At 43.9% G+C, this 23,893-nt stretch carries 13 protein-coding genes; 3 read left to right on the top strand and 10 right to left on the bottom strand.

Annotated elements, in window-relative coordinates; genetic code table 11:
• Positions 1-105: 105 nt before the first annotated feature.
• The 5 genes from M3636_RS08740 to M3636_RS08760 all read right to left on the bottom strand — a co-directional run bounded on the left by M3636_RS08740 (position 106) and on the right by M3636_RS08760 (position 6,530).
• Positions 106-873 (bottom strand): pentapeptide repeat-containing protein, encoded by a 768-nt coding sequence (locus M3636_RS08740; protein ID WP_251382151.1) that lies wholly within the window; start codon positions 871-873, stop codon positions 106-108.
• Between the two features lie 127 nt (positions 874-1,000).
• On the bottom strand, positions 1,001-1,852 hold the full coding sequence (gene licT / locus M3636_RS08745) for a BglG family transcription antiterminator LicT (RefSeq protein WP_251382152.1): 852 nt from the start codon (positions 1,850-1,852) through the stop codon (positions 1,001-1,003).
• Positions 1,853-1,868: 16 nt separating this feature from the next.
• The gene (locus M3636_RS08750) at positions 1,869-3,311 is read right to left on the bottom strand and encodes a glycoside hydrolase family 1 protein (protein WP_251382153.1); all 1,443 of its coding nucleotides are present in this window, start codon (positions 3,309-3,311) and stop codon (positions 1,869-1,871) included.
• A 50-nt stretch (positions 3,312-3,361) separates the two neighbouring features.
• Complete coding sequence (locus tag M3636_RS08755; RefSeq protein ID WP_251382154.1) at positions 3,362-5,329, bottom strand: beta-glucoside-specific PTS transporter subunit IIABC; 1,968 nt, start codon at positions 5,327-5,329, stop codon at positions 3,362-3,364.
• 313 nt (positions 5,330-5,642) lie between these two features.
• Positions 5,643-6,530 (bottom strand): RCC1 domain-containing protein, encoded by an 888-nt coding sequence (locus tag M3636_RS08760; RefSeq protein ID WP_251382508.1) that lies wholly within the window; start codon positions 6,528-6,530, stop codon positions 5,643-5,645.
• Positions 6,531-6,868: 338 nt separating this feature from the next.
• Between M3636_RS08760 and M3636_RS08765 the strand changes: the two genes are divergently transcribed.
• Positions 6,869-8,077, top strand: coding sequence for a sugar efflux transporter (locus tag M3636_RS08765; RefSeq protein WP_251382156.1), 1,209 nt, complete (start codon positions 6,869-6,871; stop codon positions 8,075-8,077).
• 120 nt (positions 8,078-8,197) lie between these two features.
• Here M3636_RS08765 and M3636_RS08770 read toward each other — a convergent pair whose 3' ends face one another.
• The gene (locus tag M3636_RS08770; protein ID WP_251382157.1) at positions 8,198-8,767 is read right to left on the bottom strand and encodes a dihydrofolate reductase family protein; all 570 of its coding nucleotides are present in this window, start codon (positions 8,765-8,767) and stop codon (positions 8,198-8,200) included.
• A 295-nt stretch (positions 8,768-9,062) separates the two neighbouring features.
• Here M3636_RS08770 and M3636_RS08775 point away from each other — a divergent pair, with 295 nt between their 5' ends.
• On the top strand, positions 9,063-9,614 hold the full coding sequence (locus M3636_RS08775; RefSeq protein ID WP_251382158.1) for a glutathione peroxidase: 552 nt from the start codon (positions 9,063-9,065) through the stop codon (positions 9,612-9,614).
• A 104-nt stretch (positions 9,615-9,718) separates the two neighbouring features.
• Here the strand turns inward: M3636_RS08775 and M3636_RS08780 are convergent, their stop codons facing one another.
• Positions 9,719-17,050 (bottom strand): DUF5695 domain-containing protein, encoded by a 7,332-nt coding sequence (locus M3636_RS08780; protein WP_251382160.1) that lies wholly within the window; start codon positions 17,048-17,050, stop codon positions 9,719-9,721.
• 318 nt (positions 17,051-17,368) lie between these two features.
• Here M3636_RS08780 and M3636_RS08785 point away from each other — a divergent pair, with 318 nt between their 5' ends.
• Positions 17,369-18,292, top strand: a complete 924-nt coding sequence (locus M3636_RS08785; protein ID WP_251382161.1) for a helix-turn-helix transcriptional regulator — start codon at positions 17,369-17,371, stop codon at positions 18,290-18,292.
• 99 nt (positions 18,293-18,391) lie between these two features.
• Here M3636_RS08785 and M3636_RS08790 read toward each other — a convergent pair whose 3' ends face one another.
• The 3 genes from M3636_RS08790 to M3636_RS08800 form a co-directional block, all read right to left on the bottom strand.
• A complete protein-coding gene (locus M3636_RS08790) occupies positions 18,392-20,377 on the bottom strand; it encodes a glycoside hydrolase family 127 protein (RefSeq protein ID WP_251382164.1) in 1,986 nt (661 codons plus the stop codon).
• A gap of 260 nt (positions 20,378-20,637) precedes the next feature.
• Positions 20,638-21,474 carry an AraC family transcriptional regulator gene (locus tag M3636_RS08795; protein ID WP_353056272.1) on the bottom strand — a complete coding sequence of 279 codons (837 nt, stop codon included), beginning with the start codon at positions 21,472-21,474 and terminating at the stop codon, positions 20,638-20,640.
• 216 nt (positions 21,475-21,690) lie between these two features.
• Complete coding sequence (locus M3636_RS08800) at positions 21,691-23,769, bottom strand: beta-galactosidase (RefSeq protein ID WP_251382166.1); 2,079 nt, start codon at positions 23,767-23,769, stop codon at positions 21,691-21,693.
• Positions 23,770-23,893 lie beyond the last annotated feature (124 nt).

The raw sequence follows: 23,893 nt of genomic DNA on the forward strand, positions 1-23,893 counted from the left end.
CCTGCCTTAAGGCGGGTGCCTTTTTATCCCTGTTGAGAGGTATTGATCATATACGAATTCCTTTTACACATGCGTTGTTCCCGCATTATCCTATTATTTCAATTGTTAAGAGTTACGCATTGTTACATCTAGACGACTAAAAAATCGCTCAACAAAAACATCACCATATATTCTTTTCAGATACACCGTGTTAAAAATATATTGTTCCATATGCTCAAGCTTGCGCAAACTGCGTACCAGTACTTTCCGATCCTCTTCAGACAGATCAAGATCATCGTCTATCTTCGTCAAGACATTTTTCACACGTCTGGATAATTGTTCAACATAGAGATGGTTTTTGGATTTTGGTGGAATACATTGCGTCAAGTCACAGCCCACAAAACGAACACCGTCTAAAATGCAATTTTCAAAATTAGCGATTAGCTTTTGTTTGCCATTTCCCTCAAACGTAATATCCACTAGCTTGCCGGTAAGGGAACAATTGACGATTTTCGCGACTTGTAGAATCCGGTCATTGAATTTACATTTATCAAAAGTACAATCGATAAACGTAGCATTCTCCAATGTCATACCTCTCATATCACAAGAGGAGAATTCACAGTTAGTGAAAATAGCTTCGTCTTTGGCAATGCCAACCGAGCGCAAGTCAGAACGAATAAATGTACAATCATCAATTGTACTGCCAGCAAAAAATCTTGCATTTGTAAGATCACAAGTGTCAAATACAAGATGACGCAGATTACAGCTCCAAAATATAGGTGAACCAATATTCGAATTTATTATGGTCGTTCCACTTATCGTTTCGTGTTCATAGCTTACAATATCAGCAAATAATTCGTTGTTTAGCGACACACCTGACTCAAGTCTTCTCATCCTACCACCCTATCAATTCTTCATGATTTTTTATAACCCCATCAAGGAGTATCCTCTTTAGATTAACTGAAATGTACACTCTTATGAAACAAAAAAGCCGCTAAAAAAGCGGCTCATCTGTATTATTTTAACCCTTTTGATCGTCACCTTGCTCTTCCTGCACAATTCGAGCGATATGAATCATCAGATACAAAAGTTCCTCGTTTGATATAGAGATATTTAACATGTTTTGCACATATGTTTTGATCATCTCCGCACACTTATATTCAAGCGGATGCTCCTTCACCATATGCTGGAAGATAAAATCTTTCGGCGAATTGCCTATCCGCCCCTCTTGTAGACGCTGGATAAAAAATTGTAGATGAGTGACGAGTCTCACATAATGGATGGAGTTTTTGTTGATTTGCATATCAAAGCTGTATTGAATAAGGTTGAAAATATCTTTTAACATTTTAACGGATTGCATCGTGCGCTCCATGTTCTGTTCATGCGTTTGAGCATTAACAAAATGAAAAGCAATATTTCCCGCTTCCTCTTCCGTAAGCTCGATGCCAAGTTCTTGATTGAGCATGTGGACGGCTTCCAATCCTAGTTCGAATTCGACAGGGTGAAACCGCTGGATCTCCCACAACATACGATTCTGTAAAGATACCCCTTTTTTCCATCGTTCTATAGCAAATGATAAGTGATCCATAAGTGTAAAGAAGATTTGATCATCAAGTGAGAGCTTTTCTTTGGCGTTGGAAATGAGTTTGTTAATGACATTCACATGTGATTCCGGCATCTTTTCAATGGTGCGTACATAAGCCTGAGCGGATGGATTATTTTGCAGGATGAATCGTTTCTGGATGTGCTCTTCGTCTAGTTGCTCGCCGACTTTTCCTTTGAATGCCAATCCTTTACCCATGACAATCACTTCTTGTCCCTGTTCATCTTTGGTTAGAAGCAAGCTGTTATTCAATATTTTGATTACTTTCATGCTTTATCACGATCCTTTATTCTTTCGTGACCGCCTGATCCGAATTTCCAATACATTTACCATTTTGCTTAATGACCTCCTGATACCACGAGAAGCTTTTCTTCTTCAAGCGTTTCAAGTCTTTGAGATCATGTTCACCGCGGTTTACATAGATCATACCGTAACGTTTCCCATATCCCTGATGAGTACTTACTACGTCAATAACGGACCAAGGGCAATAACCAATTACATCTACGCCATCCGTTAAAGCCAGCTTGATCTGTTCCAGGTGTTTCTCGATAAAATCAATCCGGTACGTGTCATTAATCGTATAATCTGCTTCCAATACATCTGGAGCTCCTATTCCATTTTCCGTAATTAAAATCGGGAGACCGTATCGTTCACTTACCTTGCGCAATGTTAATCTTAGTCCAACTGGGTCAATAACCCAGCCATACTTGGTTTTTTCTGTATAAGGATTCTCCGCAGCTCGGTACACTCCCTGCTCGCCCAGCATAATTTGCTGATCACCTGCACGAGCTGAAACGTCCGATGCATCACCCGTACTGGCGGCAATGGTTGCCGTCGAATAATAATTGATTGCTACCAGATCAGGACGACCCGATTGAATATCCTCCATGTCACCTGGTTCAATCATCAACTCAATGCCACGTTCCCGCAAATAACTCCAAAATAACGGATTATACCGTCCCCACACCGATAGGTCTAGAAAGCCCCATCCACGAATCGTCTCCCAATTATGTGCAGCAATCGCGTCAGCTGGGCTACAGGTTGCCTGATACATAGTAGTCATGTTCAATGCTGGACCGATCTTCCCATGTGGTAACATATCATGAAATAGTCGCATCGTTCTGCCTTGAGCCACAAACATGTGATGATTCTGCTGATAAAGTTCCTGACGAGAGGGTACATGTCCACCTTTTGGTGTACCAATGGCACCTGGATGGAGTATCATCGTATTTTGCTCATTAATGGTCAACCAATATTTCACTTTATGCCCGTATTGCTCAAACAAGATACGCCCGTACTCGACAAAGGCTTCTATCGTCTTCCGGTTGTTCCACCCTCCAGTTTTCGCTAGCTCATAGGGCAAGTCGAAATGGTACATAGTCACAATCGGTTCAATACCATGAAGCAGTAATTCATCAATCAATTGGTGATAAAAATGGAGGCCCTTCTCATTGATAGCCCCGGTGCCTGAAGGTAAAATTCGAGTCCATGCTATTGAAAATCGATATGCTTTGAGACCCAGCTCTGCAAAAAGCTTCACATCTTCTCTGAATCGGTGATAGTGGTCACTGGCAACCGTGAAATCAGCAGTTCCAGCTGGATGATCGCACATATCAATGACAGACAAGCCTTTGCCATCATCCTCCCATGCGCCCTCCACTTGATAGGCCGAGGTAGAGCCTCCCCAGAGAAATTCATTGGGGAATGGTTTGATGTGTTGATATAACATCACATACACTCCTTTAGTTTTATTTGAGGCAAAATCCATGACAGAATGTATTACGCTTGTTTGGAAAGGTAGATAATGGTCGTTCCAACCTTAACAGAACCCTGCTCCTCCAGCTGCATGTCAGGGAAACGATCCGAATTGGCAACAATGATTGGAGTTATAACTTCGTAGCCTTCCGCCTTGATGGCATCAATATCAAACCTGATCAATAAGTCACCCTTCTGTACCCGATCCCCCACTTTAATAGAAGATTCAAAATGTCTTCCCTTCAAATTGACGGTATCTACTCCAATATGAATGAGTACCTCTTCTCCATCGTAACCATTTATTTTGATCGCATGTTTGGAATCCATGAAAGCTGTAACTTCACCTGTAATCGGCGCATATAGCTCCCCTTTTGCAGGTATAATGGCAGCGCCCTTACCTAGTAATCCCAAAGAGAACACATCGTCCGGAACCCGATCCAGATGGACTAATTCACCTTGCAGCGGGCTTACAATCGTAAGTGGACGTAATTTATTATGGGGCGTTACAGTTGCAGTCGTTGTTTCCGAAGACTGTATGCCTTGGGGATTATTTTGAACAGATTGCCGGGAGAGTGCCTCGTCATGGTTAGCTTTAGTATTGTCTCTTTCTTCATCATCCACTGGATCGTCAAAACCAATGACCCACGTTAGAGCAAATGTCACGACAAACGCGATTAGACAAGTTACAATGGCATGAACGATATTCATCGGATTGCTTCCAATGAAGGCAGGCAGTGCGGCAAGACCCGGAGAAACGAAGGCATAACGCACTAGTCCGGTCAGACCAGCGTATATCCCGGCTACTCCCCCACCAATCATTGCGGCAATCAAGGGTTTCTTTAGTTTCAGCGTTACGCCATACAAGGAAGGTTCCGTTATACCCAGAACAGCAGTGAAGCCGGATGAAGCAGCAAGTTGCTTGAGTTTCTTGTTTTTTGTTTTTAATGCTACAGCAAGCGTAGCACCACCCTGAGCAATATTCGAGGCAAGCATGCCCGGACCGTTGATCATTTCATAACCATTTTTGGTTAGTTGACTCGTTGCAATCGGCGTCATTGCCCATGCAGTACCTGTAACAATCAGGAACGGTTGTAAAGTTCCCATTAATAATGGAATCAGCCAACTGGCTCTGTCATTAATTGCTTCTGCCCCCATTGCAACCAGATCATTCAGGTACGTTCCGAAAGGTCCGATCGCCACTAATGCAAGTGGTGCTGTAATCAAAAGCACGAGCATCGGTTTCGTGAAGAATTTGATCATTGAAGGTGATACGCGTTCTGCGAAACGTTCAATATAAGACATGAGCCAAACAACGATAATAATCGGCAGAACGGAGCCTGCATAATCCGTTAATCGCACTGGAACACCGATGAAAAACACATCTTTCCCTTCACTCATCAGAGCGCTCCAACCTGGGTGTAGTAACACGCCTGCAACCGTCATCGCCAGAATTGGACTTGTTTCAAACTTAATGGAAGCACCATAAGCCAGCAGGATAGGCATGAAATAGAACGCTGCGTCCGCAATGGTGTTAAGGATATAATAGTTTTGACTTTCCGTCGTTACGAGACCTGTCAGTACAAGTACAGCCAATATCGCTTTGATCATACCTGCGCCAATGATTGCCGGAATGACGGGAGTAAATGTTGTAGAAATTACGCTAATAAATCTGGAAATCCAGCTCTGTTTTTGTTTTGGTGCCTTACTGTTGCTTGAATCAGATTGAGAGCCCTCACTTCGACTTGCTGAACCCATCTGCTGAGTAATAGCTCGGTAGACTTGCTGCACCTCATTACCTACGACCACCTGATATTGCCCACCATTGTTCACAACGGTAATGACGCCTGGAAGTGCTTTGAGCTTTTCCGTTTCCGCTTTGGAGATATCGTGCAGTTCGAACCGAAGTCGGGTTGCGCAGTGCGTAAGCCGAGCGATATTATCCTTCTTTCCAACCAACTCTGTAATCTCATGTCCCAACTTGCGATAATCCATAACTCTGCCTCATTTCTAAATTTGGGTATAAAAAAGACCAAAACGATAAGCCTTCCCCTATTCACATAGGGAAATGCAAAATCATTTTGGTCATGCCTGCTTTACCAGTAACAGCCAAACACTGCTAATATGAAATTCGCTTTTTTGTAAACGTTTACTAGATCATATTATCACACAACAAGTCAATTAGCAATCCGTTTATTCGACATATTTCTGCTTTTTTTTAAAAGGAACTGCAACGAGAGAGCAGACCACTTGGAGGCTTGAAAATTGAATAAATCTAACTTAATTACTCCACTCTCTTCTACTTGATTTACAACTGGATGCTGCTCCATCCACTTACATCACATTGGCCATAATCATTATCACCCACAGCAACCATGGTACCATCAGATTTACGTCCGATCGTATGGGCACACCCTGCCGAAATAGCCTTAATGTCGTGCCAACCACTTACATCGCATTGGTGATGTTTATTTGAACCCACAGCAACCATCGTACCGTCTGACTTAAGTCCAACGGTATGATAACTCCCCGCTGCAACTGCTACAATATCTCGCCAATTGCTTACATCGCACTCACCTTCAATATTTCTACCTACAGCTAATACCGTGCCATCTGATCTAAGACCAACAGTATGAAGATACCCAGCCGAAACAGCCATTATATCGATCCAGTCGTTTACATTACATTGGCGATACTTGTTGTTACCAACTGCTGTTACGGTTCCGTCTAATTTTAGACCGACTGTATGCCAGTCACCTGCAGTGACCGCGACAATATCATGCCAGCTGCTTACGTTGCATTCCGCTTCATTATTTCGCCCCACAGCAACCACCTTACCAATTGACTTAACCCCAACAGTACGGCACCAGCCTGCTGCAACAGTCACAATATCTCGCCAATCATTTACATCGCATTGGCCATGCTTATTCCAACCTACAGCTGATACAGTTCCGTCAGATCTAAGACCAACGGTATGGGCATTCCCCGTATTTGTTGCCATATGTACATTACCAGCAACAACTGCGATGATATTGCTCCAATCACTTACCCTACATTGGCCGGATTTATTATCACCAACTGCCGTTACCGTTCCGTCAAATTTAAGAGCAATAGTATGACGACGACCCGCCGCTATGGTATTGTTACGTAATCGTTTTGTCTCAAACAACGTTTCCTTGCGTGAATTGTAGTCCATATTTGACAATTACCAACCCCCCAACTAATCCTAGATGAAATGTTTTTTACAGTATATCATAGCAGATCCTTCTATTTGTGTGGGTCTAGAAGGCTTCAATGTTTGGCAAAAGCTCTTGTTCCACAAATACCTAATTCTTTTATCTGCCTATTCGCTGATGAAATAGTTCATTAATAGTGATAGGTTTAGGCAAACATTTGGCACGAATGTTATACTATATGTAATGTCATTTGATACATAATAAAGGTGAACCATTGATTCTACTCAGCCATGAGAATGAGCCTTTAATAACTTTCGAAATTAGACAACAATAAAAATAAGAGGAGTAACTTCACATTATGATCAATCGATTCATTAGCTTATTTTCAATCCCCTCTTATTCCTTACTCTTTATGTGTATGGCATTACAGGGCATGGGTATATCGCTCAGCACCCCCTTTTTATCTATTTATTTCACGGAACAGCTTGGAGTATCTGTTGGAATGTTTGGTCTTTATCTAGCCGTTACACTAATTGCAGGAATATGGATTAGTACACTAATCGGGAGACGTTCTGACCTCGGCTTGAATCGGAAGAACATTTATCTTTTCTCTGCTCTCGCTAATGTCTTGGCTTATAGTGGATACTTGCTCATTCATGATTTTACGATTTTGTTCATTTATATGACTGTGTTTACAGCTCTCGGTGCACCAGGGATGCCTCAATTGTTCGCTATTTCTAGAGAAGCTGTGATAAAGAGTAATTTTACTGAGCGTGCATTTGCTAATTCAACCTTACGATCTGCTTTCTCTCTCGGTTTTATTACAGGTCCTTTAATCGGAACTTTATTAATCGCTGCTATTGGATTTAAGGGGATTTTTTGGGGTACGATCGGCGCTTTCCTACTTGTTGCTCTGCTTGTTTCCCTGTTTCTCCAATCAAACACAGAAATGAAGAGCAGCAATGCTGAAGTGAACATAAAAAGTTTCCGGCTTGCTCAAAACCGAGATATTTTACTTCCTTTTCTAATTTTGATACTCATGTATACAGCTCATTGGATGAGCAGCTTGAACACTGCTCTCTTTATTACAAACAATCTTGGGGGAACGACAAACGATGTCGGTTTAGTAAGTAGTATTTGTGCTGCGCTAGAAATTCCTTTTATGATTGTACTTGGTCTACTTAGTGCAAAGTACAGTAACCGAATCTTAGTGTTTTTAGGAGCTATTTTTGGAGGAGCTTATTATTTCGTTATTATTATTTCGAATGCGATGTGGCAAATGCTTGCAGCACAAATTCTGCTCGCAGTTTTTGTTGCAGTCATTTCTGCAATTGGAATTAGCTACATTCAGGATTTACTACCTAGAATGCCAGGATATGCTTCCACGCTCTATTCCAATTCATCCATAATCGGTAGACTGATTGGTAGTCTTGTTGGTGGTGGAGTAGCCAGCATCGTGGGTTACCGATACTCATTTATTTTTTGTTTTTTACTTATCATTATTGCAGCAATTATGCTTGTGGTAAGTGGACGGCAGCCTGCAGATGAACCGAAAATTTCATACTAACTCCGATGATTCAAAGGAGATAATTGAGTAAAAGCAGCCGATCGAGTTAATCAGGCTGCTTTTGGTTTTTTAGTTGACTGACGTTCCCCGTTAGCGAAAGACTCAAGTAACAAAGCCATTTTACCTTCTGTAAACGAGAGCTATAGCTCCAGAATCAAATGTCTTGTTTTCGATTAGCTTAAGATCGATCTTCTCCTTAAGACCTTGGAATAACGGTAAGCCTTTACCAATTAGGACAGGTGAAACTGTAATTTTATATTCGTCAATCAAATCAAGTTGCATAAGTTGATGTGCGAGTCTAGGGCTGCCGAGGATGACCATATCCTTGCCTGACTGCTGTTTGAGTTTATTGATCTCATCCTCAATTCCTTCTTTTACAAGTCTGGAATTATTCCATTCGACGTTCTCCAGCGTCGTGGAAAAAACGATTTTGGCTGTCCTTTCGATCCACTCAGCATGATTAAGTTCATGCTCCGAAGCTGAAGGATCCGAGGGCACAGATGGCCAGTAACTGTGCATCATCTGATAAGTCCCACGCCCCCAAATGACAGTGTCGGCAGTACTCAGAATTTCTTTCGCATGTTTCTCCAGATCAGCATCGTAGGAAACCCAGCCAATGTCCATTTCACCATTCGGGCCTTCTACATAACCATCAAGTGATGAGTGCAGAAAAAGAACGAGTTTTCTCATTTTTGATTCTCCTTTGTACATGTTCTCACACATTTGTCCGTAAAAACATTCATCTTCATTACCATTTCCCTGGTAGTATTTTAATGACTAGCTTGTTTTATCCATTTAAAGTATAACTCTCAGAACTACAACAAGTAAAGAACATACGTTCCCCAACCTTAATCAGGCACAAGCACCTACGATTTTCGATATAGGATTTACCTATGCATTTAATTGTTTTTATATATTTCTCGAATGGGGTTTATCGGGCTTATGATGGGTATGTCACATGTTGAATATTAGGGAGGATGGTCCAATGTCTTTTTATGATATGAATATCAACTTCATAGATGGTAGATCTGCTGATTTAACAAAATACCGAGGGAAAGTACTTCTTGTTGTTAATACAGCAAGTAAATGTAGCTATTCTCGTCAATTTACGACTCTTCAGGAGTTGTACGAAAAGTACCATCATGATGGTTTGGAAATTCTAGCATTTCCCTGTAACCAGTTTAATGAGAAAGAACCTGGCAACCATTCGGAAGTGAAGGCTTACTGTGACAATCGATTTAAGTTAACGTTCCCGTTATTTGAGAAAATAGAAGTCAGGGGGCAGAGCGCCCATCCGATATTTCAGTTTTTAACATCTCAAGCACCATTTCTTGGTTTCGACACTGAAACTGCCAGCGGGGAATGGATGAAGAATTTTCTAAACGAGAAATACCCTGATATATACAAGGGTGACGGGATTAAGTGGAACTTCACTAAGTTTTTGATTGATCGTAACGGTAAGGTGCACGGAAGATATGAGACAACCACGGAACCATTTGAAATAGAGCCAATTATTAAAACATTGCTTTCAAAGTAATCGAACAATTTATTAAACGTTTTTTGTCGGTTAAAGACAGCATTCTCTGATTACTAAAACGATCTTGACCCTATAAGAAAAAGGATCAAGATCGTTTGCTTTAATTATAATTGCAAGAAAATCTTATACAGAACCTGAGCAGCTTCTGCTCTGGTTGTCATTCCAGTAGGACTCAAGGTGGTATTGCTTCGCCCATTGATGAGCCCCATTTTAACCATTGCAGCCATATCATCAACTGCGTACTTGGCTACAGTTACAACATCGGTAAATCTCTTGAGATCCTCAGCTGTACTGTTCTGCTCAGTTTTCTGCACCGCCCGCAAAGCTCTCATGGTCAGCACAGCCAAATCTTGTCTAGTAATTTCCGTTTCCGGATAGAAGCTACCGTTCGAGCCCAGAGCGATTCCGAGTGATTTGGCGATTCCGATTTCTTTATAATAGCGGTCTTCTAGCTCAACATCATCGAATGTGGTGTTAACCTCCGCTTTTAGCTCCAGTGTCTTAACTAGCCAAGCTAGATACTCACCTCTTGTGACCTGTTGGCCGGGACTAAAGCTTGTTGCTGATGTCCCTTCGACGAATCCTTTGGACGCCATTGTTTCAACAGCTGGTGCATACCACGAATCCTTAATAACGTCATTGAAGTACTTCTTAGTATACACAACTGCATATTCACCTGTATTTGCAGCTATAAAAACCACGGCTTGCAAATCGCTATCGTATCTGCCATTCAGTAGCTGTACAAACGTACTGTTTATAGCCACATACGACACGGTAAGGTATTTGGAATTAGCCAATTCTTCAACACTAGGAGTATAAGGCACTCTAATTTCAGCCGGTGCATTCAGGTCTACTATCTCTACTCCATCTAAGTGCACAGTTAATGCAATAACAGGTTTGCTGGTTGTCACAGATTTTACTTCTGAATGAAGCTTTGCAGGATCTAACTGGCTTAGTGCTAGTTCTACACTCTTCGCACCTGACGCATACTTCAGCAGATTAGAAGGCACGGTAATGGTACCAAATTCCGTATTCATCACTATCTTGATGTTGCCATGATCTGCGGTTAGTGCAGCGGCTGGAAGCTCGACTGCATAGGAGCTGGCTCCCGTTGCTTTCGGTATTTCCACTACAAGCGTTTTAACATTGCCTCCATTCGCTTGCGCATGATCAAGAGCCTTATTCATGTCTGCCTGGCTAATGGCTGCTCCTTTCGCTTTACCGGTTTTCGTATCTACCTTGGGTGCTACAATCTTAATTAAATTCCCTTCAACTTTTATGTTTTCAGGAATCGCGGTCGGAGTCGATGTAGGTGCGGTGACTGACACAGGTGCATTCGTTGATGGCGGTGTTTCTGTCGGTTCTGGATTGATAACTGGTTTATTGATAACAATCGTAAGGGATGAGCTCGCATAATGAGTTGCCGTCTCTTTATATCTCACTTCGTAGATTCCATTGCCAAGACCTCTAACCTCTGTGCCTGTGATCGCACCCCAGCTTACAGCGTCTCCTCCCTCTTGCCTGTATTCCATCGCAGGACTTACACCAATGATCTTACCGTCCTTGGCTCCCGCTGCACTAACATTTACAGCCTTAACCTCTTCACTGGACGGTGGATTCTGCTCTTGTTTGGTTCCGTCAGGCACAATGATTAGGATCGTAGGACTTGGATTGCTCGTATCTGTTCCAGCGTACCGAAGATCGTAGCTTCCGGCCTCCAGCCCTTCGATGATGGTTCCACTAACAGACAAGTAACCACCTCGATCCGTCTTCCGGTACTCCATATCGGCAGTCACATTTTCGATTCTGCCATCATTTCCACCTGCCACTGTAGGCGGTATAATGACCAGTCCTTCCGCTGTTGGGGGCTCTCTGTCTTCTTTGGCTTCATTGCGAATATCTACGGTCACCGGCGGACTTGCCTTCAGGCTATCTGTGGCTGCGTACCGAATTTGATAACTGCCAGGGTTCAGTTCAGTGATACTTGAACCTGTAACAGGCGTATAATCCGCTTCGCCCAACTGGCGGTATTCCATCGTATCATCCAAACCCTCAATTTTGCCTTTTGTCTCGGTATCCAAATTGGCGTGTGAGATTACCCAGCCACTCGCATCAGGTGCAGCCTGCTCCTGTGTCTGCCCTTCTGGTATTAAGACTTCCTTATCCAGGCTGGCGCTCAGCGAATCGGTCTTCATATACCGGACATAATATTTACCAGCGGTGAGGTTTGCAACCTCCGTTCCTACAATTGCAGTATATTCTTCTTCGCCATCCTTCTTATACTCCATTTCACTTGTAACACCAAGCAGTTTGCCGTCATCTCCACCGGGAATGGACGGTGCCACACCGGTTGGTGTTAGTGGAGCCTCGCGATCAGGCAAGGATACGGCCTGGTGAACTTCCCATTCCCATAGTCCTACACCATTATCTCCTGCCCGTGATTGCTTGGTCAGGGTAACCCTTAGCGCCTTTACCTCCAGTGCCGGATCAAACGTGTACGGATTGGAGGATTCTGCTGGAGAATGTTCAACCACTTTGATTCCTTCCATAATCGTTCCTACGGTTACCCATTCATTTGTAGCGCTATCCGCTGGGATGTAGGAATACTTAATTTGGGTAGGTGGCTTGATCCCACCGGCGTCTGACCACAGCACCAGATCAGAACTCCGGATGGAAGCACCCTGCGGCCATTCATATTGCACCCACTCCTCTGCGCCTTCATGACCCCAGGTTCCCCAATGCGGGATGTTATTGCCTTCCTTTTTGCCGTCATTCACTGCCGCCAGACTCTCCCAAGGAGACGTGTAGCTGGAAGAAGCATTGGCGAGGAAGGCCATATTGCCATCTCTCGGGCTCAGCAGACGTAAGTCCGTTAGCAGTTTCTCCAGCGCTATCTTTATTTCTCCGTCTGTGGCATTCATATTCTTGATTACAGCAGAAGCTTCTGTCTTCGCCCTTTCAATGGGCGACAGGCCAGGATCTATAAAGTTCGAAGCATTTAATGTATTTACGTAGTTATAGACCTTGATCAGTTCTGACTTATCTTCTACAGCGCCAGTATAGCCATTTACCTTCCACTCCAGAATACCGATACCATTAACGGAAGGCTTCATGTCCAGACGGACACCTGTAATATATTGAGGCTCGAAGGTCGTTGTATTGTATTTATTAAGTTCATTGCCAAGTCCCTTTATGTCCCGCGGGGTGTACCATTTCCCATCTACACCGCGAAGCATAAGTTGTATATCCTTCGGACGGAAGTTCCCACCGTTGTCCTGAAATACATACACATCCATCGAAGAGGCCAGGAATGGCTGATCCCATTCATACGTCACCCATGCCGGATCTCCTTCTCTTCCCCAGTTATGCCATGCACTGTTGGAGGCACCGCGGTTCGGTGAAAAATCTGCTGAGCTCCTAGGTTCAATACCGTTATTCATCGCTTCCGGGTATCCGTCGCCACCAGAGAAACTGGCAGAAGCTTTAGCTGTCAGAGCAGCATTCTGTAGTCCTGTATCCACCACATATACGGTAGCCCAAACCTCTAGAACACTACCATTGACGTTGCCTCTGACTTCAAATTGGCCTGAACTAGCATAGCTGCTTGGATCAATAGCATCCCATGTGATTTCCTGCTCTACGTAGCCGTCCTCTGACAGAATACAAATTTGTCTTGGGAGTTCTGGTGCAATATCCTTCTTGGTCACTACATTAAGGGCCCGGTAAACATCAGCTGTATCTTCCTTAATCTCAAGAGTTACATCCTTGCTGGCTTTCTTGTCTCCATCTGCCGCACTGAAAGTAAACACGTAAGTGCCTGCCTTACTTACACGCGCATAGGCCGATGCCTTATCACCACCCACAAAAGAAATATCCGCGGAACCCTCAGGCTTTTGCTTCACGGCCCAAGTGTAGTTCAACTGTGATTCTTCTGCCTCGCTATGCACAGGATCGGGTATAGCCTCACCAGACAAAACCACGATACTGTTATTGCTAACATCCTGAACCGCGGTCACTTGACCAATTGCTGGAGGCTGTTTATCTGGTGGTGAAGCCAGCTCAAAGGTTATCGGACTGGAAGCAGTCAGTGTTCCATCACTTGCGCTAAGCTTAATCGTATAAGTTCCCTCTTTCGTACCTGTAGCCTGTGTAATACTTGCTTTGGGATGTTTAAAAGTTAGCTTGCCGCCTTCCGGCGCGCTGACGACTTCCCATTGATAAGACAGAGCCCCTTCTGGCGCGCCGTCATCGGTTACAATTCCATTCAGCATAAAAGGAATCAACGCCTGTGGCTGTTCTGTCGCCAATTCTACAGTAATATGTGGAGCTTCATTTTCACCGCCGGCTGACTTTTCAATGGTCAACTCAGCTCGTTGCACGTTGCCCATCTGAAACATAGCCACGCCTGCATTGTTCTTAACATAGAACTGTCCGGCTGTTTCACCATTCAGCTTCATGGTATAGTAGCCATTCTCTATCCCCATACCATCGAACGAAATCCGTGAAGTATGCTCTTTTCCGGAAACGTTAAGAAGTTGAAGAGTATAGCCCTTACCGTCTTTTTGGATCTGCGCACTTTCAATTTTATCGCTTTCCAGCTCCAAATAGATTTTCTCATCGATCAGATTGATCCGCTTGCCGAAACCATCTTTCGGCGTAATGTTGTAGCTGTCTCCTTCGTCAGTCACCAGCGCCCCATATCCGAACAGCCCAAATACGGGATCTGTCACAACATCGGAGCTGATGCTAAGTAACGAACCATAGAGGCCTTCTTCCGATTCGCCCGAAAAGTCATTCCAGCCGTTGCTCATGACGCGTGAGCCGCCATCGTATACGTCTTTAGTTCCTGTACCTCCCTTATACATCGAATATCGCCAAGAGGTACTGCCCACTGAATTTGCCGAAATCTGCCCCATATTGACAGCATTGAAGTTCGAAATCTTCGCAGCGTAATTACGCTGCTGTGCAATTGCCTTCTGCTCCACCGATCTGCCATCATTCTCATATCGGAGCCAGTCATCCATAATGTATCCTGCTAAAGACGCAGTGTATTGGAAATTCCACCAACCTTCTCCGCCGCGGAAGACAGGCACAGAATAGTGGAACCAGGTAGGCTGTATCCCGCGCATGGCACGTGTTTTCCAGTCGGCCATTTCCATACTTTTCTCTGCAGCACCTGTAAGTGTGTCTGCTGGATAGTAAGTACGTAGCGCCTTCGCTGCTGCATAAGCCCCTTCTTCGCCAGTATTGTCATATTCAAATTCCGAACCATAAGGATACGTGGCTCTCGTCATATTCCTTCCCTTGTCGAGGGCAAACTTCTTCTGCAGATTGGCTGACTCGGTCTGCATCCCCTCTTCCTTCAGTGCTTCAATCATATCTGGGATTTGCTGCTCGCCATAGAATCCGATGGCTCCGGTTGAAACACGCTTATAATAGATGTTATATGCCTTCTCCAGATAAAACTGAGGTGATTCCCGATACTCGATGAGATTAGGATACGCCTTCTGAATCCGGTACATGTTGAAGAATCCGGTAGCTTCCATGATTTCAGAGAATGTACGTGTATAGGGCTTATCTTTGTCCGTATACGCCCCGGAGTCTTTTAGCCAGTTCGCAACGATGTAGCTATCCTGCGTATTCTTCATGTATCTTTCCCACATGAAGTCAATCAGGTATGTCTCGATAGAGCGAATTTCATCGGGGTTAGGAGCCAGATAGTTCTTCATTGTCATGAAGTTGATGTTGTCATGGCTCCAGTCATCACCCCAATGATTTATGTTGAGATCCATGCCGCTTGAAAGATACCAATCGAAATAGTTACCATAAGTCGGACTTTCAGGGTTCATGTCCTGTGTCTGCTCGACCATGAATTCCGAGTGGGTATCCGAGATTGCATCCAGCTCGGCTAGAACATTGAATTCAAATTGAGTGAATTTATCCACCCATTCGCTGCCGTCCTTCAGCTTATATTCAACACGCACGCTGTTGTTGCCAATCGAATCAAACTGAAGGGAATAGATATGATGCTGCTCACCATTTACAATCTTAGTCTCCACAAACTCAATTGACTCGTTATAGCCGGGGTTCCCATTAGGCAGTCCCCGTCCGCTCCGTGAGTTGTCAACCATTTCCTGCCTACTCTTCCCAGGCTTGATATCCGGAATATGCGCTTCATCAAACGGATCATTCTCATCCAAATTCAGAATATCGATGGACTGTACATCAACGATACTGTCGTCATAATGCAGGTCAAGCTTTACAGGCATATTAATCGCAGTCTGGAAGCCCGGCACCGCTACGGCATCAATCATGCCTGACTTATATAGAATGGAGCGGAGATTGGCTTCACGGTCTTCCATCGAGGTCGCGCTGTTATTAGGGCTTTGGGCACTTTCCTGCGGCGTATTGTCGCCTCCACGGATCGCTGAGAATTTGAACTTATACGTCTTGGACTCATCCGGCCCGAGAACGAGACTGGAAGCATCGGTAAAGTAACCACGTCCGGTTTTTTGAATGTCTTTGGAGTGGATATAGAGCACGTTCAACCCTGGATACCAGCCGCCACTGTCCCCGGTCCAATTCTTAAATGTATCTGCAGCACGTAACTCTCCCGCCTCATGCATCCAATAATCCACATATTCAATTCGAGCGCCGCTCTCCGGCACCGGAGTGAAGAGCATATAGTTCCCCTCACCACTCGTGCGGATGGCATAAGAATATCCACTGTCAGCACCTGCAAAATTATGCACTGTCACACGGTCGTCATACGTATCAGATAAGGTCTGGTATTTGTTATTCCAAGGCATCGGCAAGCCAATATCCCCGAATTCTATATACTGGTTACTCTTGTTCTTCACCGTAATTTCCCACAGCATTGAACCGTCATTGGTCTCCATATCAAAAACTGACTTCACATCGAAGCCCTTCATTACCCGCTGAACCGTAGAGTCCAGGTTCTGTCCGATAAAGTTGACTTCTACCTTCTTGCCATCTGCTGATGCTGACTTGTTAAAATAGGGGTTATTAGGATTGATCGTCGAATATTGTGTAGACCCTCCGGCGGCCAATGTCTTATTGGTATCAACTTCTACAAAACCATCCCTGTTATCAGGGAATTCTTCGCTAGCACCCGTACGGTAAGAGAAGATCATTTCACCCATCCACTGGTGCTGAGTACCATTTTGCGGTGATGTCGTGTTAGGTAGAACGAAATTGATTGGCTTTCCCTGTTTATTGGTAGGGTTGTTGTTGATATAGAGCTCTTCTATCTGGCCTAAATCCCCAACTTTGGCAGATAGGCTAGAGTTTGAAATATCATTCTTTACTGCAGCCGCCGCGACCTCTGGCAGAGCGCTAACCTGCAATGGCAGACTTGAAGCTGTCAGTAGCAGCGCGATCATAAGCGACTTCCACTTCTTCGAAATCATTGTCATCGTAACCTCCTGTATATATGTGATCATATCCATTAGGCGATTAATTCTTTTAAACCGGTAAGTAAAGTGCCCTCTACGAAATACTTTTGACCGATCAATAGAAAATGACGTGCATGCTTTCGGTTAAGTAGAAGCCTCCCTTCTGATGAGCATTGAGTGCCCCACCGACTGTGAGTCCTGAAATGAAGTAGTGCTGAATGAATAGAAAACTGAACTTCGTAAGCGCTTTATTTTCAATGATACTTGTTGTATCATGAAAAATAAATGATCGATGCCAACATGAATTTTAAATATTTCAACCTGATCGGAGGTGCCGGATTGGACTCGCCCATTCTTCATTTCATCACTCCACCTATTCCGTATTTCATTGATTGTGGACGTGCTTATTACGAAGCCGGTGAATATCACATCAGCCGCAGTGACATCGGTGTCTTCGACCTAATTGTTGTTACACGCGGTTCACTCGCTATTAGTGAAGACGGAACAGAGTGGCTTCTAAAGCAAGGAGAGGCACTGATTCTTAAGCCCGATGGTCATCACTACGGCTACGCTGCATGTAAGGAAGAAACGGAAATGATCTGGATTCATTTTCAAACTTATGGCAGCTGGAGAGAATCTTCGAACATGGACGAATGCCTCGCCAATCAGGCCGAATTAATCAAGACACATAAGGTAAACGCGTATCTGAATCACTGTGATGTCTGTTCCATTTTCATCCCCAAACATATTCGTATTGCAACTAAAGATATGGAACTGCTGGAGCATTTTTCTCAGCTTGATCAGGAGCCTCAGTCCATGCGCAATTGGAAAAGACAGGCGAGCTTTCAGCAATTTATGCAGCATATGGATCTTGGGCTGTCCTCACTGTCCGATGTTGCCGCCATCCGGATTGCCGAGAAAGTCGAACTCTACATCCGTCACAATTACCCTCTACCGATCTCCAATCCGATGCTGCAAAAGGAACTCAACTACCATCCAAACTATCTCGCACGTAGCATGCTAAAAGTTTATGGGATGACGCCTATGGAATATCTGTTGCATTACAGAATCGAACAGGCCAAAAAACTTCTATTGCAAACCACCTGGCCCGTTGCCCGAATCGCCGAAGAGATTGGCTTCAATCATGTATCCTACTTCTCTTCCTGTTTTGCCAAAAGAGAGGGCATCTCTCCTTCCAACTTCCGCAGCAAGTTCACCAACACAGAAATTAAAACAACGACTCATTCAGAACTGATGCTCTGAAAAAATAAAAAGCGTCTGCTCACCAGAAATTGCGTTATCCTGCAACGCGATCTCTAGGTAAATCAGACGCTTTCTTTTGTTTTCAGATAATTAATCCCTTTATTCGCACTCCGGAATCCACACCCGCATTTCTCCTTCATCCCGATTCGCCCAAGTAAAGTATGGAATGTAGCGAAGTTCGGCAGACCGTGTATCCCATTGAACATCACTGCGATATAAATGTGTTCCCCAGTCTTCATCGGATACCATTCGCCGACCAATCGTTGTAATTGCCGGAATTCCCAAAGGCATTAACTCCCTGCTGTCAATAGAAAACTTGGCATCTCGCGGCAGCTGAATACGATGCAATCCGCGGCCATTGTCGATTTCTTCGAGGCAATACATAAATGGTCCCCGCTGTATGGCTACTTTTCCGAAAGTGGATTTGATGTGATCGTGACCTTTCATCCGCAGCAACTCCAAAGGGAAGTGGAGCCTGATCTCATCGCCGGCTTTCCACGTACGGGTCACCCTCATGTAACCGGATTCAAAAATAAACCCATCCTGTTCTGTCTTCTCTCCATTAATCCACAGCTCGGGAATCACGCACCAATCCGGCTTTCTCAGAGCTATCGTAAACTCCATTCCTTCCGAAGAATCGGGCTGAACAATCAACTTCACTTCTCCGGTGGATGTATAGTCAGAAATCATGGTTAACGCTGCTCTTTTATCTTTAAGTCTGAATTCCCCTTCTCCGCCAATATACAACTGCACATACAACGTGGCCTGTTCCACAGCCGGAGTAAATACATATTGATCCAATGAGGCAAGTAATCGTGCAATGTTCGGCGGACAGCAGGCACAACCAAACCATCCTTGTCTGCGTGTTCGCACGTGGGCATAATTAGGATTGACACGTTGAATCTCCGGATCGACTTCAAGTGGATTCACATAGAAAAAACGTTGACCATCCAGGGACATTCCACTAATCACCGTATTATATAGAGCTCGTTCCATAACATCCGCGTACCGGCTATCTTGATTCAGTTGCAGCATGCGCTTTGCCCAAAAGATCAGGCCAATTGAAGCACAGGTCTCTGCGTAAGCCGTATCTCCAGGTAGGTCATAATCACCTGTAAATGCTTCTTCTTTGGCTGATGAACCAATGCTTCCCGTAATGTACATTCGCTTGCTTACGATGTTGTTCCATAATCGATCACAAGCTGCTTGCAGCGATGTGTCTCCCGTCTCTGCAGCTACATCCGCCATAGCCGCACACATGTACACCAGTCGAACCGCATGACCTTCTGCTGTTGACTGTTCCCTAATGGGGAGATGCGACTGGGAGTACGAGTGCCGGTGTACCATGTCCAATACGCCAAAATGGATAGAACGCCCCCTATGCTCCCATTCCTCTACAAAAAAATGCGGAAGCGCTCCCCGCTGATCCAGAAAGTATCTGCTTAATTCAAGATATTTCTCTTCTTTTGTCGTCTCATACAGTTTAAAAAGAGCAAGTTCAATCTCCTGGTGCCCATCATAACCTGGCAATTGTCCCGGCTGTGTACCAAACACGGTGCTTATATGATCTGCCAAACGAATAACTACATCCAGCAACTTGCGCTTGCCCGTGGCATGATAATACGCCACACCAGCCTCAATCATATGTCCTGCACAATAGAGTTCATGGCACTCGGCGAGGTTCGTCCAGCGCGCCCCAGGTTCACGCAGGGTAAAATACGTATTCAGATAGCCATCGGCTTGCTGTGCTCGGGCTATGGTCTCAATAACGGAATCTACAAGGACTTCCAGTTCAGGGTCGGGCTTCGCAGAGAGCAGGTATGCTGCTGCCTCAATCCATTTTGCAACATCGCTATCCTGAAATACCATGCCATAATGAACGCCCTCTTCCTCCCCTGCTGCAATGCGGAAATTCCGAATGGCCCGGCTGGGTTCAGTCCCTTCAATACGATCATTAAGCGCTTCCCACTGATAGGGAACAACCACGCTGCGAACCAGTTCAATATAGTGCGACCAGAATGGATCATTGATTTTATAACTATAGCCCGGTATCTGAGGATGATGCGAGACATCTGGTTTTGTCATGGAAACCTCTCCTTGTTCTACTTAATATCCTTATTCTACAAATCATTACATCAGGGTAAAATCATCATTTCCAACTGAAATTTACATAATTACAACCTTGTATAAGCGTCGATCTATAACCTTGATCGAAATCAGGGAATACGAGCATCGTTTTCATGTCCATTCCAACCATCGATAAAACAAAAAAAAGCCGCTAGGATAGCGACTTCAATAATTAAATGACTCTCAAGGACAAATAGACTCTGAAAACCAATAGAGTACTACACCGTGTATCGATATTTGGCGGGCGTAATCCCATGCACTCGTTTGAATATTCGTACAAAATAGTTTAATTCCATACCTACCATCGTCGCAACCTCACCTACAGATAGCTCAGAATGCTCTGTTAGCAGTTCTGCCCCCTTGAGCAATCGAAGGCGTTGAAGATAGTGGCTGGGATTCACGCCATATATCTCTTTAAACTTGCGTTGAAAGTGTTGCTTGGAATAACCGACCGTATCTGCAATATTAGCGAGGCTTAAGTCATCCATATAATGCTGCTCCATATATTGAACCGAGGCGCGAAGCATTTCTTTGGCACTCGTGCTGCTTCGATTGTTTTGCATAGGCTTCTCACTGTGAGTCGTTGTAGCGATGTACGTCAACATACTATATATTTTCGTAGAGGCCACATGATATGGGTCGCTCACCTCAGGTTCACTTACATGCCATAGCTCCCTGATATCGGATTCAAGCTGCTGTATCTTAACTTCATTCACTGAGATTGGTTTCATTATTGGAAGTTGTAGTGTATTAACAAGGGTCTCAACAAAGCTTCCCTCAATTCCCATAAACCCTAATAACCAGGGTTCAGTTGCAGATGGACCGTAGTCATGAGCTAGTTTGCCTGGCACAAATAAGATATCTCCCCTTTTCATCTTGATATAAGGTATGTTTTCAAAGTGAAAGGCACCTGATCCTGCAAAACAAATCATGCATTGAAATGTTGGATAACCAATAGGCCGATGCATCATGTGCTGGTGATGTAATCCGCAGCTATATAATGACAATGGTAATTCGATTTTACCTTTATTATGATAAAGCCTGAATGGTAGCATGCTCCTCTTAGATCTCTCCTTCAAAGCGAGACAACAATACTGTTATGTAGTACTGTAATCTGAATGGATGTTGTGTTCTAATCTTAGACTCTTTTAAAATTATACCATTATTAAATAAAACCAGACTCCTTTTAAATGCAGGAATCTGGTTTCAATAAATTCAAGAATATTGTTTATTTAATTACTTGCTTCCTTTCAATCTGCTGTATTACATCCTTAGCGGTTCCTGCTCTCGAACTCCCGATAGAAATCGTTTCGCATTTCCGATACCGCAAGGTAACATTCTTTACCGTCCAGCAATCTTGCTGGTACTCTCCACACATCTCCGTAATAATAACTGTCAGCAACGAGTTCTTCATCTGCGTAAATCTGTGCTACATCGCCATAATAATCAATATTTACGAAGCCTTCAGATCCTGTAACGGAGATTTTTTGCCATTGGACTTTTCGCTCCCCGCCAATATGGAGCTGCTCTGTATGTTTTGGATCAAAAGGAGGCTGTTCCACATTGTCGTACGTAATAGCAGGTTCCGTATAAGATTGCTGAATAGAATTTGGATCAAATCCTGCACCATTCCAATACCAATATTGAAATTCACCGTCTTCCACAGAACGAATTTCGTCAGCAGCTTTGTACAGATCACATCCATCACCTACATAAAGCTCCCCATCTAGTCTGCGCAGATATCGTGCCTGATCCCAACTCAGTGTAACAACTGTAGTGCCGTTGACCTGAAATGCAGATTCAAGTCCCGCCTGAGCTGTTATGTTCTGTCCATCACTAAATTGATATTCTGGTATAATTCCAGGAATTTGTGCAAAGAAATAGGTATCTCCTTCTCTGCATAACGGTTGCACTGTGCCATAGTCGAGAACAATACCTGACAACTCCATACGGAACGGCATGAAGAAGCTTACTTCTCCACATACATCAAACGATGGGAATATGACACTGCCTGTATCAATGACAACGTTCCGCACATCCTGAAGCTCAGAAAGCCTTTGATAATGGTTAACAAATACATATCCACTCTCACCATCTGTACGCATCACATATCGCAATGATGTCGTATCCTCTCTTGAAACCGAATTCTCAGCTTCTACTCTGGTCATCGGTGCGAGTGTTTCCTCAAAGTCCTGTACAAACAAGTGCAGGATATTCAGCAGTCTGTACTGCTCTCGAACTTCTCCATACTCGGATAATGCACACTGAAAATCATATGAAAGAATGGGATAATCATTGGGATAACCTGTTGCTTTTGACTCTTGGAAAGTCGACAGCCTGCCAATTTTATTAGTTCCACCATGGTACATATAGTACCCAATCAGATTGTTACCATCACCAATCTTTACAAGCGATATGCTATAAATATCCATACCTTTAATTATGGGTCTGCGGTGATGTGTAACTTGAATACCACCACCCAATTCACAGGTTGCAAATGGATATCGTTCATACGGTAATCGCCATTGGCCATCATCTTCGATCTCTTGAGGAAGGAGATCCGCACCTATGCCTGTGTCATTTCTCATACCCGTAAAGAAATAATGAGGAGAAGGCGGAAGTTGATTTAGGTGGTCGTCCCACGGAGCATCACAGTATCCACCGAATACAGGAAACACCTCATCAACTGGAATGCGTGCTCCCTCAACAGCATTCCATCCAGTTACCGTATAGATCGGAGCAATCATGCCACAATCCACAGCCATTTCTTTTAACGTGGCTAGATGCTCAGCATCATTGGTTAACTCGTTCTCTAACTGCACGGCAATGATGTTTCCTTCATCTTTATAGAAAAGTCCTTGTACTTGCTTAGAAATATTCTCATAAAAGATACGTACTTTCTTAAGATATTCTGGATTGTTATCACGCAGCTTAAATGGTTTCTTGAGCAGCCAATCCGGGAGTCCGCCGTTCCTGCATTCGCCATGTGCCCATGGTCCAATTCTTATGACGGCTTCAAGCCCGGCCTTCTTACACTCCAATATAAAAGCACGAAGATCATTGTCACCGGAGAAGTCGAATACCCCTTCGATCTCTTCATGGTAGATCCAGAACACATAGGTAGATACAAGCGTAATTCCGCCTGCTTTCATTTTACACAGCTCTTCATACCAATCGCTTCGATCATATCTGGAATAATGAAATTCGCCCATGACCGGAATCGTAGGTTTACCATTGCGTGTAACATATAAACTTGTTAATTCAATCTTTTCTCCTGCAGGATTTTCCCCTCCAAGATTCAAATGATTTTGCAAAATCTCAGGTTTTTGATATTTTTTAAATGTATACATTAAAGTCTTCCTCCCTAATCGTAGTGAGTTTCAAATTTTTAAAGACTCACACTCTAGAAATTGAGATTTCCGGATTCGCGTCAACAACCCTTTCTTGCCTTAAGTAATTTCATTTTAACTTACT

The organism is Paenibacillus sp. MER 99-2 (assembly GCF_023714095.1).
Lineage (GTDB): Bacteria > Bacillota > Bacilli > Paenibacillales > Paenibacillaceae > Paenibacillus.

Bases quoted from the DNA above. Each gene is read 5' to 3' on its own strand.
- M3636_RS08795 (WP_353056272.1), bottom strand. From the start codon at position 21,474: ATGCTACCATTCAGGCTTTATCATAATAAAGGTAAAATCGAATTACCA.
- M3636_RS08800 (WP_251382166.1), bottom strand. From the start codon at position 23,769: ATGTATACATTTAAAAAATATCAAAAACCTGAGATTTTGCAAAATCAT.
- M3636_RS08740 (WP_251382151.1), bottom strand. From the start codon at position 873: ATGAGAAGACTTGAGTCAGGTGTGTCGCTAAACAACGAATTATTTGCT.
- M3636_RS08775 (WP_251382158.1), top strand. From the start codon at position 9,063: ATGTCTTTTTATGATATGAATATCAACTTCATAGATGGTAGATCTGCT.
- licT (WP_251382152.1), bottom strand. From the start codon at position 1,852: ATGAAAGTAATCAAAATATTGAATAACAGCTTGCTTCTAACCAAAGAT.
- M3636_RS08755 (WP_251382154.1), bottom strand. From the start codon at position 5,329: ATGGATTATCGCAAGTTGGGACATGAGATTACAGAGTTGGTTGGAAAG.
- M3636_RS08780 (WP_251382160.1), bottom strand. From the start codon at position 17,050: ATGACAATGATTTCGAAGAAGTGGAAGTCGCTTATGATCGCGCTGCTA.
- M3636_RS08790 (WP_251382164.1), bottom strand. From the start codon at position 20,377: ATGACAAAACCAGATGTCTCGCATCATCCTCAGATACCGGGCTATAGT.
- M3636_RS08770 (WP_251382157.1), bottom strand. From the start codon at position 8,767: ATGAGAAAACTCGTTCTTTTTCTGCACTCATCACTTGATGGTTATGTA.
- M3636_RS08750 (WP_251382153.1), bottom strand. From the start codon at position 3,311: ATGTTATATCAACACATCAAACCATTCCCCAATGAATTTCTCTGGGGA.
- M3636_RS08760 (WP_251382508.1), bottom strand. From the start codon at position 6,530: ATGGACTACAATTCACGCAAGGAAACGTTGTTTGAGACAAAACGATTA.
- M3636_RS08765 (WP_251382156.1), top strand. From the start codon at position 6,869: ATGATCAATCGATTCATTAGCTTATTTTCAATCCCCTCTTATTCCTTA.